The organism is Paenibacillus sp. EKM301P, from assembly GCF_011800295.1.
GTDB classification, from domain to species: Bacteria; Bacillota; Bacilli; order Paenibacillales; family Paenibacillaceae; genus Paenibacillus; species Paenibacillus polymyxa.
On the sequence record NZ_JAALFM010000001.1, the window covers coordinates 201,505 to 215,791 of the forward strand.

The 14,287-nt window shown below is 46.4% G+C and carries 15 protein-coding genes; 1 reads left to right on the forward strand and 14 read right to left on the reverse strand.

From position 1 onward, the window contains the following. Window positions 1–57 precede the first annotated feature (57 nt). The 8 genes from HFD99_RS00970 to HFD99_RS01005 form a co-directional block, all read right to left on the reverse strand. Window positions 58–1,752 (reverse strand): spore germination protein, encoded by a 1,695-nt coding sequence (locus tag HFD99_RS00970; RefSeq protein WP_045244455.1) that lies wholly within the window; start codon window positions 1,750–1,752, stop codon window positions 58–60. Between the two features lie 26 nt (window positions 1,753–1,778). Then, complete coding sequence (locus HFD99_RS00975) at window positions 1,779–2,201, reverse strand: stage V sporulation protein AB (RefSeq protein WP_016822252.1); 423 nt, start codon at window positions 2,199–2,201, stop codon at window positions 1,779–1,781. Beyond that, window positions 2,198–2,839, reverse strand: a complete 642-nt coding sequence (locus HFD99_RS00980; protein WP_016822253.1) for a stage V sporulation protein AA — start codon at window positions 2,837–2,839, stop codon at window positions 2,198–2,200. The genes HFD99_RS00975 and HFD99_RS00980 overlap by 4 nt, the downstream gene beginning before the upstream one ends. A 178-nt stretch (window positions 2,840–3,017) precedes the next feature. Then, window positions 3,018–3,773 (reverse strand): RNA polymerase sporulation sigma factor SigF, encoded by a 756-nt coding sequence (gene sigF, locus HFD99_RS00985; protein ID WP_013371734.1) that lies wholly within the window; start codon window positions 3,771–3,773, stop codon window positions 3,018–3,020. Between the two features lie 11 nt (window positions 3,774–3,784). After that, complete coding sequence (spoIIAB, locus tag HFD99_RS00990; RefSeq protein WP_013310781.1) at window positions 3,785–4,240, reverse strand: anti-sigma F factor; 456 nt, start codon at window positions 4,238–4,240, stop codon at window positions 3,785–3,787. Next, entirely contained in the window at window positions 4,237–4,590 is a 354-nt protein-coding gene (spoIIAA, locus tag HFD99_RS00995; protein ID WP_016822255.1) for an anti-sigma F factor antagonist, read from the reverse strand. The genes spoIIAB and spoIIAA overlap by 4 nt, the downstream gene beginning before the upstream one ends. 96 nt (window positions 4,591–4,686) lie before the next feature. After that, window positions 4,687–5,880: a D-alanyl-D-alanine carboxypeptidase family protein gene (locus tag HFD99_RS01000; protein ID WP_016822256.1), complete on the reverse strand. Its 1,194-nt coding sequence runs from the start codon at window positions 5,878–5,880 to the stop codon at window positions 4,687–4,689. Between the two features lie 223 nt (window positions 5,881–6,103). Next, window positions 6,104–7,744, reverse strand: a complete 1,641-nt coding sequence (locus HFD99_RS01005) for a glycosyl hydrolase family 28-related protein (RefSeq protein WP_025365147.1) — start codon at window positions 7,742–7,744, stop codon at window positions 6,104–6,106. A gap of 201 nt (window positions 7,745–7,945) precedes the next feature. Between HFD99_RS01005 and HFD99_RS01010 the strand changes: the two genes are divergently transcribed. Further along, window positions 7,946–9,157, forward strand: a complete 1,212-nt coding sequence (locus tag HFD99_RS01010; protein WP_045244454.1) for an O-antigen ligase family protein — start codon at window positions 7,946–7,948, stop codon at window positions 9,155–9,157. A 123-nt stretch (window positions 9,158–9,280) separates the two neighbouring features. Here the strand turns inward: HFD99_RS01010 and HFD99_RS01015 are convergent, their stop codons facing one another. The 6 genes from HFD99_RS01015 to HFD99_RS01040 form a co-directional block, all read right to left on the reverse strand. Further along, window positions 9,281–10,105 (reverse strand): purine-nucleoside phosphorylase, encoded by an 825-nt coding sequence (locus HFD99_RS01015; RefSeq protein ID WP_016822259.1) that lies wholly within the window; start codon window positions 10,103–10,105, stop codon window positions 9,281–9,283. 78 nt (window positions 10,106–10,183) lie between these two features. After that, window positions 10,184–11,122, reverse strand: coding sequence for a site-specific tyrosine recombinase XerD (gene xerD / locus HFD99_RS01020; protein WP_017427516.1), 939 nt, complete (start codon window positions 11,120–11,122; stop codon window positions 10,184–10,186). Between the two features lie 104 nt (window positions 11,123–11,226). Then, complete coding sequence (locus tag HFD99_RS01025; protein ID WP_017427515.1) at window positions 11,227–11,469, reverse strand: YqzK family protein; 243 nt, start codon at window positions 11,467–11,469, stop codon at window positions 11,227–11,229. A 167-nt stretch (window positions 11,470–11,636) separates the two neighbouring features. Beyond that, window positions 11,637–12,134 carry a ferric iron uptake transcriptional regulator gene (gene fur, locus HFD99_RS01030; RefSeq protein ID WP_016822262.1) on the reverse strand — a complete coding sequence of 166 codons (498 nt, stop codon included), beginning with the start codon at window positions 12,132–12,134 and terminating at the stop codon, window positions 11,637–11,639. Window positions 12,135–12,235: 101 nt separating this feature from the next. Further along, window positions 12,236–12,889 (reverse strand): stage II sporulation protein M, encoded by a 654-nt coding sequence (spoIIM, locus tag HFD99_RS01035; RefSeq protein ID WP_016822263.1) that lies wholly within the window; start codon window positions 12,887–12,889, stop codon window positions 12,236–12,238. Window positions 12,890–13,089: 200 nt separating this feature from the next. Further along, window positions 13,090–14,286, reverse strand: coding sequence for an endonuclease Q family protein (locus HFD99_RS01040; RefSeq protein WP_031461684.1), 1,197 nt, complete (start codon window positions 14,284–14,286; stop codon window positions 13,090–13,092). Window position 14,287 lies beyond the last annotated feature (1 nt).

The following is a 14,287-nucleotide window of genomic DNA, read 5'->3' on the forward strand; positions in this document are numbered from 1 at the left end:
CACCAGTATAGCAAAAAAAACATCAAGAACAATGGATTTTTATGCAGATCATTTATATTAATGCTCCTGTCCATTGCCTGAGTTCGAATCTGTGTTGGCATCCGTATGGGGCATACGCGTATTGTCCCTCGTTTTATTAAATGACGGGCGGTTAGGCGCATCAAGTACAGGCATACGGAACAAGATGGAAGCTAACGCTTTAGCATTAAAAGGAATGAACGGCCACAAATACGAAGAATTATATGACCGATGCAGCGTCAGCATCAAAATGATCAGTGTCGTGCCGACGACAAAGCCTGGTACGTGAAAAATAGCAACAGCAACCAGCAGGAATAGTCGAATCAGTCTATTCGCGAGTCCCAGCTCATAGCTCGGTGTTGCGAACATCCCTATGGCAGCAACAGCCATGTACAATACGACTTCATTTACGAACAGTCCTGTCTTAACCGCTATATCACCAACCAGAATGGCTGCAATCAATCCCATAGCGGAAGCCAGTGGTGTCGGGGTATGCACAGCTGCCATTCGCATAAGATCGACCCCTAGTTCCACAATGATAAACTGGGCAATCAGCGGAAAATGTGCTTCCTTTTGAGGGCCGATAAAATCGAGAAACGCCGGTTTTAATTCAGGATTGATAACCATTAGCAGCCACATCGGAAGCAGAAACATCGAGGCAAATATGCCTATAAAACGTACCCAGCGCAGATAGCTACCCATAAAAGCGGTTTGCCGATTCTCTTCTGCATGCTGGCACAGGTCAAAAAATGTGGTAGGCAAAATCATTACGCTGGGTGAGGTATCAACGAAAATAACGAGCCTTCCTTCCATAATATGCGAAGCCACAACATCTGGTCGCTCTGAATATCGTACTAATGGATATGGATTCCAACCTTTATTGATAATTGTCTCCTCTAATTGCTTATCGGCCAGAGGAATACCATCCAGATTAACATTTTTAATTTTGTCTCGTACCGTATCCACCATGACCTTATCCACAATATCATCAATGTAGCCCAAGCATACATCTGTTCGGGTTCGGCGTCCGACCTGCATAGCCTCAAATTTAAGTCCGGGGTCTCGCAAACGCCGACGCACTAAACCTACATTCGTAAGCATCGTTTCCGTAAAACCATCGCGTGCACCGCGCACGACTCTCTCCAAGGAAGGTTCTTCTGGACTCCGTACCGGGTAATTACGAGTATCCAGAATAACAGAAAAACGCTCGCCTTCCATGAAGAGAGCACTCATTCCCGTCAACACCTTGTTTATGACGACGGACATCTTATCCGTCTTCTCCACCTGTATATGTGGAATAAAATTTTCAAAATACGCTTGGAGTCCAGCTGAAGTCATGTCATCCGGCGTCAGATAGGTAAGCCGCTTTAGCACCTCAAGCATGATCTGATCCTTGGCAAAGGTATTCAGGAACAGATACCCAATATGGCGGCCACCTGTTGTCATTTCCCTGAACACAACATCAAAGGTCTCTCCCAAACCCAATACCATTTTAAGAGTTTCACGATTTTCCTTCATCTTTGGAGAAATATCATCCTCAACCTGCCAATAACGAATGGATTCCTCTACATTATCAGAACGCTCGCTTTCTTTTTTGTGCTTAAGACGAGCGGCTTCCTGCTCCTGCTTTTGCTTCCAGGAGCCCGAACTTTCCCCATCAGTCTTATTTTCCTTTCCTATTGCTCCGTCTCCATGATAATGCTCCTGCTGATCCTGATCCGTTCTGTGATCCATATCTCTTGCCCCCTTCTTCTTCGCTATTAACGGTTGTATACAAACCAATCAAATAAGGAACCCGTTACCTTGCCAAGCACCATTGCCATTAACAGACCGAACATGTATACAGTCATATGGAGTCGCTTGGCCAGTATGGGCAGGAGATTCAGCACCTCTGTTAGAGCCGCGGCGAGCAAGCCAATAAACACTCCGCAAAATAGCCCGGGTATCCATGTAAACATGCCCGGTAATGGCAAGCAAATGTTCCAAAAATCGGCCACGGTTCCCACCACTGAACCTAAAATCATCGCCTTTTCGTATGCACGTGATTTTTTATACGTCCGGGTGAGTTGTGCTAATCGCGGCATGATATCCAGCACAATAAAAAAAGCAATCACACCGCTACCTACCGCCAGCCCCCCAGCGATACCCAAAATAATCTGAAGTGCAGCCTGTACAAATATCATGGTTTCTTATCCTTTGTCTGCAAACGAGCCATCTTTTCATACTCCTCTGCCACAACATACTGATCCACATTTTCCTGATACAGATACATTTCCACCTCCAGGGGGGTCGGCTCCTCATTCCATTTTTTCTTGAACAAGTGATTAAAAAATACGATCATGCCAAAGCCAATGCCGATCGAGTAAGCAATTTGGAACAAGTACGGATGCTCATCCTTTTGTCCCGTAATCATCTCCACAATCCGAACCTGTACCTCCATCATGCTAACGTCAGCATGAAAGTTCATAATCGTCAGCGCAGAGCCAAAAAACAGCAGCAACCATACTAACACGAACAGTATTTTGGATGGCTTACGGGGTCTTTCCACGAGTTCCACAAGTACATGCGGTTTCCCGAGAGATTCAACTACGACTCCCGGAATATGATCTCTAATTTTTGATATGATTTGTAGCATGTCCACCAGTATTAGGTTACCGTCCTGCTTCTGCGGCCGCTTGAGAACAAGCTCAAGCAGATCCTTTTCCCATTCGGGCTCCGTCAGCAGGTGGGCTACATCGCCCAAATGTAAATCCTGCCCTTGGATCATACGCACACGGCTGCGGAGCCGCAAGTAGACAATAGGAGCCGGACTATGATTCATCCGATTCCCTCCTTATCCTCGTAATTACCGATTAGTATGGGGCGAAGCAAGCAAACCTATTCTGTGTGTTGTCTTTTGTCACACGCAAAAAAGAGTACTCCTGGCCATTAAAATGGCTTTGGAATACTCTTTAGAATGCGTTAGTATAAGGATTTCACTCACTAAAATCCTGTCTTCATTATTGGGCAATCTGATCGCGGATCAGTTGTAAAATCTTTTTTTCCAATCGTGATACCTGCACCTGAGAAATGCCAAGACGACTTGCAACCTCTGACTGAGTCTGATCCCGGTAATAACGCAGGTACACAATCAATCGCTCCCGTTCAGATAATCCGTCAATGGCCTCATTCAGCGCCAGCTTGTCGAACCATCTTTCCTGCGATTCGTCGGCAATCTGATCCATAAGTGTAATCGGGTCTCCGTCATTTTCAAACACTGTTTCGTGAATGGAGGTAGGTGGCTTATTGGCCTCCTGCGCAAAAACAACATCCTCCGGTGTCACTCCCAGCTCATCAGCAACCTCCTTGACTGTAGGCAGGCGATTGAGCCGTTTGGACAGCTCGTCCTTCATTTTGCGGACCTTATTGGCTGTTTCCTTCAAGGAACGGCTAACCTTGAGTGTACCATCGTCTCGAAGGAAGCGTTGAATCTCACCAATAATCATTGGTACTGCATATGTTGAAAATTTGACTTCGTAGCTGAGATCGAATTTATCCACCGATTTTAACAATCCGATGCAACCAATTTGAAAAAGATCGTCAGGTTCATACCCCCGGTTCATAAAGCGCTGCACGACAGACCAGACGAGCCGGATATTACTATTGACCAGTGTCTCACGAGCATCATTATCACCAGATTGACTCAGTGCGATAAGCCGCTTGACTTCTGTATCCTCCAAATAGCTGTGCGAAGTTTTTTTTCCTCCTGCTTCCATAGGATCAACTCCTAATTATATAAAGCTTTCTTGGATTCAATCCTTTTCTTCATCCGGACCGACGTGCCTCCGCCCGGCTCACTGACTGCTTCGAACTCATCCATGAAATTTTCCATAATCGTAAAGCCCATGCCAGAACGTTCCAATTCAGGCTTGGACGTATAGAGAGGCTGCTTGGCCAGCTCCAGATCCTCAATTCCCCGTCCTGCGTCCTCAACGACCAACGTGATCACGTCCGCTTCAATTCCGACTTTAATCGTTACGACACCTGACGGATCACTGTCATAGCCGTGAATAATACTGTTTGTCACCGCTTCAGACACGACGGTCTTCAAATCGCTAAGCTCATCCATTGTAGGATCAAGCCTGGAAATAAAGGCTGCCACAGCCACGCGGGCAAATGCTTCATTTTCCGATTTGGCGGCAAACTGCAAGCTCATGAAATTGTTCCCCGTGCCTTCTCTCATGACACAACCTCCAGTTCCGTGAGCGCATTTACCTCGTTGTCATAAATGGGCATGATTTTAAACAAGCCTGACATATCCAGCAGTCGATGTACCGGCGGATTGACATCACAGACTGCCATTTTCCCGCCCTTTTGCTTGATCAGTTTGTATCGTCCCAAGATAACGCCAAGGCCGGAACTATCCATAAACTGAAGATTCTTCAGACTGAGCACGATATGCTCGCATTGCCGGCGCTGAATCGCCTCATCCATTTGCATACGGACCATATCCGACGTATGGTGATCAAGTTCACCAGACAGCCTTACAATAAGTACTCCCCGGTGATGCTCCATTTCAATTTGCAGGTTCATGCTTACTCACTCTCCTCCCGGTCTTGGACAAGGATTTCTACGTAGTCGCAGACGATTCCTGCCCTCCGACAAAACTAGAAGAAAACCCCGTTAAATCTACAAAGAAAATAGGTTCGACATGGTACGTTTAAACAATTTCCACCAGCCGGCCTTCTCGATAGCCACAGGCGAAGTGATATTAAACTCCTTAAGACGTTGTCCATTCTGATAGACGACCAGCTTACCAACGGGGTCACCCACCCGGACAGGAGCTTTAAGGCTTGGGGTCAACTGTAGCTCGTGACGCAGCGTTTGTTTGTTGCCGCCTTTTTTCACCAGCACACTGTAAGAACGGTCAGCCTGAATTTCCAGCTCTGGCAATACACCTTTTTCAACTTTTACACTGCCCAGCTTTTCGCCTGGCTTATATATGGATTTCATTGTATATTGAGAAAATGCATAGTCGAACATGGAAGAAACCTCATTATTGCGTATCTTCGTGTTCGGCTCACCAAGTACGACAGCTACGACACGTAAGCCATCACGCTTCGCCGTAGCGGAAAGACAGAACTTTGCTTCTGACGTATAGCCCGTTTTCAGACCATCTGCTCCGGTATAGAAGCGAACAAGCTTATTCGTATTCACCAGCCAAAAGGGCTTGACCGAGGATTTGCGCAAATAGTCCTGATAGGCTCCCGTATATTTCGTAATGTGCGGATATTTCAACAGTTCCCGGCTCATAACCGCAATATCATGCGCAGAGGAATAGTGATTTTCTACGGGTAAACCGTTACAATTGGCAAAATGCGTATCTTTGAGTCCAAGCTGCTGCACCTTGGCGTTCATCATCTCGACAAAAGCCTGTTCAGAACCTGCAATTTTCTCAGCCATCGCTACAGAGGCGTCGTTGCCCGAAGCCATCGCAATTCCCTTCAGCATCTCATCAACCGTCATTTCTTCTCCCGGCTCTAAGAAAATTTGCGAGCCTCCCATTGAAGACGCATACTCACTGGCCCGTACTTTATCGGTCAGCTTAAGCTTGCCATCATGAATGGCCTCCATTGTTAGCAGCATCGTCATGATCTTAGTGATGCTTGCTGGAGGAAGCTTTTCACGACTGTTTTTTTCATAGATGACTGTGCCTGTATCTGCATCCATCAAGATCGCCGAAAGGGCCTCGGGAGCCAGCTCAGCTGCTGATCCTACTTTGGTTTTGCTTTCAGGTCTGCTTTCTTCGGCCCAACCGCCGACAGGGACGGCAGTCAAGGCTACCAGACAAGCCAGGATGAACGCCACCACTTTTTTCTTCACAATCGGTCCCCTCCTCAACATATTGGCGTAAAGAGCCGGAGCCCATTTACTGATCTCTCCGGTCTATTCGCGTGCTGCTAACCATTGTCGTCAGAATGAAAGAAAAATATTCCATATGAATAAAAACATCAAATAGCACCAAGCTGAGCCAGCATGGTGCGTATTTCCCGATATATATACGACACAACATCTATCGTCTGTAAAAATGACCTATAAAAATCGTCTAAATCCGGCTAACGGTAAGATATGTAATACCCCCACCCGGTAAAATATCCACTGCATTTTGACTAAACACCCGTATATCAATAAAAGAATTCGCTTCGAGTCTAAGTTCCATTGCTCCACTCAATGCACCATAGTTCAGTCCGCCAATCACCCTGTCATCGAGATAAGCATAGGCAGAACTTCCGGTAAGCTGCTCATCATTCAAGTGAAGTGCCAGCCGTGTCCGGTTACCATCTACTTGGGGATCGGTCGAAATGTAGACTTGTATTCTGTATTTCCCAGCTCGCTTGGCTCGCCATCGGCTATTCGAACCATCGAATTCGGTCAACTCATCATGATTGATTTGATTAAACCTTACTTTCTGCCAGCTACCTGCAGGGATATTTTGCCTTGAACCAAGATAGGCTTTGACAAAGGTTTCATTCAAATGTTCTATACCGTTATTCGAATATTTTTCTACGAGCAACAAAGCTTGCCCTGTCCCATGATTCTCGTCATAACGATTATTGCTATAGCTAAAATCCAAATGGGAGCGAAGTGTCACCTGTTGTGTGGAGGAGCTGCCAGAGAAACAAATAAGCTGTTTGAGATTACGAGGATATCCGCCCACCTCGTCCACCAAAACTTTTTTACCAATGACCACATCCACAAAATAATTGCACACCGATTGGGTGTCATCGTATTTGTCTGCTATCGCCAAAATAGAGTCGCGCAGGGCAACATTTTTGGTTTCTTTCGTAGCACCAATTTGAATAAAAGAAGGTACTGTCATCTTGTGTTCTCTGCTTAGTCCTTCGAACCAGCAGCCTAAAAATTCTGCATTCATAAAATCATTTATTAAAATGGGAATATCACTGGAGCTCCCATCCTTAATGTGCTGACTAGCCATGAATCTCGCCCCGTTAGAACTATTCAGATCCAGCGCCGTATCGTTCCCAAGCGTAAAAAGCGCAATGCTTGTAAACTGTGAACTTCTGTTCTGCAAGTGAATTCCTATTTTATTGTAATTTATCTCCGTGCATTTAAATAAGTTCACATCACTTTCATAGCCCCAAAAAGCCGTTTCAAAATGCTCAATCAACACGTTATCCAGGACAACGCCGCCGCCCTTCCAGTCCTGAATGCCCATAGTCCCTTTGCCATAATACCCGCGCTTCACTGACTGCGAAAACGGATTATTTAAGGTGGCTCTGTCGGTCCCTTCGTACCGGATCGATAAGTCATGGAACTGCACATTTTGAAAGCCACTAAACGATGGCAGACTTTCGTCTCCAATTTGGAAACAAGGACCCGTACCATAATATTCAATCGAAGTAACTCCCTTACCCTGTCGGTATCTGCCCTTATGAATCCCAAAAATGCGCACACCCTGCTTGCGAATCTGAAGGGTAGATGTTATTTTGTATCGACCACTGGGGATGTGAAGAATGGAGTAATCGGGAGTCTTGTTAATCAATTCTTGCAAAGCTGCCGTGTCGTCCTGAATACCATCACCAGCAGCTCCAAACCAGCTTACGTTTACACTGCGTTCCATGAATTCTTTTTCAATGGCTTTAAAATTGTCATTTAATTGCTGAGGCGTTAACTCTTTGCCCGTTCCACTCAAATTCAACTTCAAACGGTCTGTAAAATCCGCCACCCAAACACCCCCATTGTTAAAAACGTGAAAATACTTTCAGACTATACCGAAGAATTCTTCATTTTCTTAGCATGGACTGAGTATATGCACAATAAGGCTTGCTCTAGGTCGCGAAAAATGAAAATAAATATTTTATTATGATTGTACAAGAAGATACATTTTGTATATTATAGATACATAACGTATCAAGGCGGTGAAACCGTGAAACACATACTCACAGTAGCCGGTTTACTGGCTTTCTCGATTCCCTTTGCCTGTCAGGGTTTGTCTCCCAGAGTGATCACGATTTCCCTGCTTATCTTGTTGTTCAGCTACACCATGCTTCTGCCTTCACTCAAGTCATTAATCGCAATCCTAGCTGATAATCCGTTGCTGACCTTACTTATGATGTACATCGCCGCTTCCTGTTTATGGGCTGAACAAGAGCAAACTTCTTCTGTACTAATGGTTGTTAAATTTCTTGCCTTCTCTACCTTTGGATTCTATCTGGTCACCCATTATACAGCACAGGGCTGCATACGCCTCTTAGTCGTTACATTAAGTATCCTGAGCGTACTCAATCTACTTGCCGTCTTACTCGTTCCTTCCTTTGCCATTCATGGCGGTGTAGAGCATACTGGACTGTGGAAGGGAATCTCCGGTCATAAAAATACACTTGGAACCCTCTCGCTGTTAAGTTTTGTTTCACATGTCATATATTTTTTCAGGGGCACACGCAAAGCCTTACATATTGGCTTCATCTTACTCAATGCCTTATTGCTCATCGAATGCCAGTCTACCACCTCATTGGTGCTGACATCTTCACTCTTCGTATTTATTTTATTTATATTGTTATTCAAAAGAATTCGAAGCATCGCGTTGCGGGGGTTCTTTGTTAGCTGTTCCTGCTTACTTGTTCTGTTGGGTTTGGCACTTACCTTTACCTATGGAGATGCGATTGCCTCGGAATTCGGAAAAACAACAACCTTAACCGGAAGAACGGAAATTTGGCAGGGAATTGATGGTGCTATTCAGAGCCACTACTGGTTCGGACATGGGTATGGCTCCTTCTGGGCAGCCCGGCCCAGCATTTATGCGAACGGCATCCGCTTTGATCTGACAAGCAGCCATAGCGGCTTTCGAGATCTGTGGATTGATGTGGGTCTTATAGGACTACTCGCAACGGTTATACTCGTCGTAACTACCTTATTTAAAATCAGAATCGGCAAAACAGATATGTATACATGGCTGACGGCAGCTGTTTTTTTCCTGTTCATCGTATTGAACAATATAACGGATAGCCGTTTTCTAAATTCATTAGCCATTTACTGGATTATTTTCATGGTCATTGTGATCAAGGTGCAAGAGCGACATAGACTAACTGTAGCAGAAAAAGCGAATACAGCTACTTGGAGCACACGCCCTCTTCACTAGGCGATCATACTCAGCTCAACCATGGTATGTAAAAAGAACCCCGTATCCCACGCCATTAAAAGACGCTCGGATATGGGGTTCTTTGGAGATGCCCACCGTTTCGAATGGAAAAGTATACTCCATCTACATTTGTGGAATAATCGCCAGTACCAATTTCAAAAATTGTTCACGTACCTTCTCTGCCGTCTCCATCACTTCACCATGAGACAAAGGCTGGTCGAGAATGCCTGCAGCCATATTGGTGATACAGGAGAAGCCTAGTACCTCAATCCCCGCATGACGAGCTACAATAACTTCAGACACGGTCGACATCCCTACTGCGTCTGCTCCCAGTGTACGCAGCATAACGATTTCAGCAGGCGTCTCATAGTTGGGTCCCAGCAATCCGGCATATACACCTTCCTGCAGGCTGAAGCCTTGTTGGGTAGCCGTTTGTTTGGCAATTTCACGTAAGCGGCGGCTGTACGCCTCCGACATATCTGGGAAACGAACACCCAGAGCAGCATCGTTCGGGCCAATCAACGGATTTTGTCCGGTCAAATTCAGATGATCCGAGATGACCATCAGATCGCCTGCTTTGTAGGAAGTATTTACACCACCTGCGGCATTCGTCACCAGCAGGCTTTGAATCCCCAGTTGCTTCATTACCCGAACAGGGAAAGCTGTCAGCTGTGGACCGTAGCCCTCATACATATGAAAGCGCCCCTTCATCATGACAACAGCGCGACCTTCAATTGTGCCTAACAGTAACTCCCCCTCGTGGCCTTCTACCGTTGATACGGGAAAATGGGGAATATCCTGATAAGGAATACTAACTCCATCTTGAATCAAATCGGCCAATATACCGAGGCCCGATCCCAGAATAAGACCAATCTCTGGGCTTATTCCGCTCTTAGCACGGATATAGTCTGCTGCTTCCTGAATTGTAGCTTGGTTGGCTGTTGACATAAATATCTCTCCTGACTTGTACAATCGTAAAGTTATAGTCATTATCACATTTTCTATGACAGCAAAGCGACGTTACGTTTAATCATTGCTTTCATGAGAAGTGCGGTTACCACCGTGCGGGTGATGCATTTCATATACTTCCTTCATGTTCCGTCTAGCTGTCTGCGCATATACCTGCGTCGTTGACAGATCAGCATGACCCAGCATTTCCTGTACAGAGCGTAAGTCCGCTCCGCCCTCCAGCATATGTACCGCAAAGGAGTGTCGCAGCGTATGGGGCGTGATATCCTTGCTTATGCCTGCTTCCTGAGCGTACTTCTTAATTATTTTCCAAAAGCCCTGTCTACTGAGCCGCTGACCTGATACATTCAAGAACAAGGCTTCCTGCTCTGCTTGAGCCTCTTCACCCTGCCCGGGTCGTAGCAACGCTGGACGCTGCTCGTCCAAGTAGGCTTGTGCCCACTTTGATGCCTCACGACTGATCGGTACAACGCGCTCCTTGCCCGCCTCGCCGCCACAGTGCACAAAGCGCAAATCGATGCGCACATCACAGACGTTCAGGGCAATCAGCTCTGATACGCGGATGCCCGTCGCGTACAGCAACTCTAGCATCGCCTTATCTCGTCCCCCTTGCGGGGCACTCACATCCGGCGCTGCCAGTAAACGATCTATTTCATCCTGCGTTAACACCGAGGGCTTCTTTTTAGCGGCTTTGGGCAGTTCCACCAGAACGGAAGGATCATGGATCGCGATTCCCTCCCGAATGAGAAAATGAAAAAAGGAGCGTATAGAGGCGACGCTACGTGAAATTGTCGCCGCGGCTTTTCCCTGTTCCTTCAGACGCCCCAAATACAGCAACAGATGTGACCGCTGTACATTATCTGGCTGCTCAAGTCCACAGCTTTCTGCAAACTCAGTAAACTGCTGTACGTCCCGTTGATACGCTTCCAATGTGCTGCGTGACAAACCCTTCTCCTCTTCCATATATTGAACGAAAGGTTGAATATACATTTTCATGAGTTCCAAAACTCTCCTTGTCCTGCATACAGCGATTCCGTTGTTGCGCCTGCTTCTTCGTGTGCGACCTTCATATCATCATCTCACTAAGATGATTACATAAACTACTCACCATACCAATAAAAGAAACGTAAACGTTCCAACACCGCTACTCGTTGCTCGGACCCATCATTCACTGTTTGTCCGCCAAATACCTTAACTGCATGTCCTTCCGGTATTCGGTAATGATCTACAGGTGATATCCAATCTGTAAACAGCCTGAGGCTATAAAAGAACATACATGCCAACACCCCAAACAAGATCAGCAAGCGCAGCCATTGTAGTCCTCTCCGCAATGATAGTACCATGTGGATCAGCCGCCTTTTCCCAAAATGTAGTCCCTATTTAGGGCTCTCTATGGAAGGGTATGACAAGCTATTCTGTTTTATACCACATGATCCCATACAGCAAATTCCGAACCAAAAAAGCTCTCCCGAACGCGTCTTCGTCGGTGAGAGCTTGGGTAGTCAGCTTATTAATCCTGTGATTTGTTTTTCTTGGTTTTACCCAAGGATTTTTGGGCGGTCGTATCGTTCTTCGCCTTACAACGATAACAAATACCGTGGAAGTCCAAACGATGGTCCACTACAGTAAAATTATATTCCCGTTCCAAACGCTCCTCTAACGGTCCAAGCCAATCTTCCAGTATTTCATCTACACTGCCGCACTGCACACATATCAAATGGTGGTGGTGATGTTTGGTTGTATCGCCGCGCAAATCATACCGCGCAACGCCATCGCCAAAATTAATTTTCTCCACGACATGCAGTTCACTTAGCAGTTCTAGGGTACGGTATACGGTTGCCAGACCGATTTCGGGAGCTTTCTCTTTGACGAGCATAAATACATCTTCCGCACTCAGATGATCATCTTCGTTCTCAAGTAAAACTCTGACGGTGGCTTCCCGCTGAGGCGTTAGTTTGTAGCCCTGGGATTGCAGCTGCTGCTTAATTTTTTCGATCCGTGCTTCCATGTGTCTCCCTCCCCCTGCAAAGCTACTGCCTACTGCACTTTTTTTCACTCCTATTATTATAGGGGGTCTATACAAATAAAGTCAAACATTTTGAAATGAGATCAAGATGTCACGGAAGCCGTCAGCATAGGAGTGACCCATTGCATCATAACCGGGGTGACCCAAGTTTCAAAGGACGCGCTGCCGATAAGCAGCACCATCATCACAGCAGTCAATCCTGCGTAAGAAAGCAACGGACGCAACATCCCGTCTGATGGCCGAGTAGCAAGTATTTTGGTTTTGATCATATGGATGGAAAAAGTCATCGCAGCCACACTACAGACGAGCAGTATCGGAATCACGAGCAGGTTATGTGGGGCAACGGAAACCAATGAAAATAATAGTCCTTTCCACGAATATTGCCCTACCATATAACCTACAGAAAATCCGATCAGCACACCCTTGAGAAAATTCAGCACAAGAATACCTGGGAGTCCAATGACCGAAAGCCCGCATACCCAAATGAGGCCCACCCATTTAAGATGTAGAGATACGCTGTCCCAAAAGGTTGAGGCCGCCTGCGAATCAGCAAAGCCCTGCTTGTTTTGGTTGACCGTCACAAAAAAATCCTTCAGGTAACGGGACAAATCCTGTAACTGTTCTAGGGAGAGTGCATTTACCATGAGTGCGCCAAAAACAACTCCTACAAGAAACAGCACAGCCAAGAAAACGTAATATGACGTCTGGTCCTTTAACGTATGACGAAACCATTGCATCGAGTCCTGCCCCTTTCATCTGCTTGTTTGTCCAAAAAACAACCGTAATCCGACGGCTGATGGCTAGAATGGGGCAGCTTCCGCTGCAAATCTAACATCACGAATGATGCACCAAGCCAACGGCAGAGATATTTTATGGTTATGAACAAGCAGACGCTGATATGCCTTTTACGGAGACAAGACTTGACTAGGACACTTTACTAGGATTTTGCTATTTTTCCGTATGTTCCACCACCACCGGATACAAGCGCCAGGCGTCCTTCGCGTGAAAGCACAATCTGCTCTGCCAACACTTTACCGACGACCCCTGACAGTTCCTCCTGCGTAACCTCATGTAAAATATTCATTTCTGTTCCGAAGGCTGCTAACAGCTGGTTCAGCTTGGCTTTACCCAAGCCTGGAATAAATTCCAGCGGAATCTGGTAAATGTACGGAGGACGGTGGGAGGGAATTACGGGCTGTTCACGGTCGGCGATGCTCCAGATTCGATCAAGCACACCCCGCACCAGCTTGGTATGGCCACAGTTAGGGCAGCGTTCGTCCGCCATCTGTTGCTCATCAATAATCGTACCGCAGCTCTGACAGTAAGAGCGATGGTATTTTCCAAGTTTGGGATTCAAACCGTAGTTGGCACACACCCGTCGTCCTTCACGTCGCTCCAAAGCCATCCTGAATTCATCAAAACTCGGCTTCGCCAGTGATAATTTGTTGTATTCTCGTCCAATTTTCCCAAGTGAATGGGCATCTGAATTCGTGAGGAAGCTGAAGCGATCCAGTTCCGAAATCAAGCCTGCCATAGATGAATCTGCGCTCAGCCCCAGTTCCACCCCACTAATGAACTCCATATCCAGCAGTTCCTCCATACGGGCTGCAGAACTGCCATAAATGCCCTTATGCGGAGTGAACACGTGCGCAGGCACCATAATGCCTCCACGTCCGTAAATTTGCTGCTGCAACTCACGTGGCGGTGCGTAGATCCGTTGTGAGCTGAGATTGACATTTTTCATATGCTTCGTCAGCCATTGGGTAAAATCCTCCATCGCCGCCAGATCAGGAAAATAGGCCAGTACGTGTGCTTCGGGACGACCTTCAGCCCGTATTTCCAGCTCCGTGCCAAGTAGAATCACTGTATCCCTGTATGCGATACCACCACCGCTGATTTCTTCCATTTCACCTGTATGCAAATAGCGACGAATATCCTCCTGTACATTAGGCGCATGGCAGTCAATAATCCCAATGAGCCCAATCCCTTTGCGACCGGAGGCTTCCTTGGCTATATTGGCAAACGTTAGGTCACGGCTACCACTAATTTTGACTGGAGCTCCTTTCTCCGTTCTGCCAATATGAATATGCAGGTCTGCAAAGTAGTTGTTAAGTTCTATTATATTGGTGTCCATC

Coding starts and splice junctions, on each gene's coding strand:
- HFD99_RS00970 (WP_045244455.1), bottom strand. CDS start 1,752: ATGGATCACAGAACGGATCAGGATCAGCAGGAGCATTATCATGGAGAC.
- HFD99_RS00975 (WP_016822252.1), bottom strand. CDS start 2,201: ATGATATTTGTACAGGCTGCACTTCAGATTATTTTGGGTATCGCTGGG.
- HFD99_RS00980 (WP_016822253.1), bottom strand. CDS start 2,839: ATGAATCATAGTCCGGCTCCTATTGTCTACTTGCGGCTCCGCAGCCGT.
- sigF (WP_013371734.1), bottom strand. CDS start 3,773: ATGGAAGCAGGAGGAAAAAAAACTTCGCACAGCTATTTGGAGGATACA.
- spoIIAB (WP_013310781.1), bottom strand. CDS start 4,240: ATGAGAGAAGGCACGGGGAACAATTTCATGAGCTTGCAGTTTGCCGCC.
- spoIIAA (WP_016822255.1), bottom strand. CDS start 4,590: ATGAACCTGCAAATTGAAATGGAGCATCACCGGGGAGTACTTATTGTA.
- HFD99_RS01015 (WP_016822259.1), bottom strand. CDS start 10,105: ATGTCAACAGCCAACCAAGCTACAATTCAGGAAGCAGCAGACTATATC.
- xerD (WP_017427516.1), bottom strand. CDS start 11,122: ATGAAAATGTATATTCAACCTTTCGTTCAATATATGGAAGAGGAGAAG.
- HFD99_RS01025 (WP_017427515.1), bottom strand. CDS start 11,469: ATGGTACTATCATTGCGGAGAGGACTACAATGGCTGCGCTTGCTGATC.
- fur (WP_016822262.1), bottom strand. CDS start 12,134: ATGGAAGCACGGATCGAAAAAATTAAGCAGCAGCTGCAATCCCAGGGC.
- spoIIM (WP_016822263.1), bottom strand. CDS start 12,889: ATGCAATGGTTTCGTCATACGTTAAAGGACCAGACGTCATATTACGTT.
- HFD99_RS01040 (WP_031461684.1), bottom strand. CDS start 14,286: ATGGACACCAATATAATAGAACTTAACAACTACTTTGCAGACCTGCAT.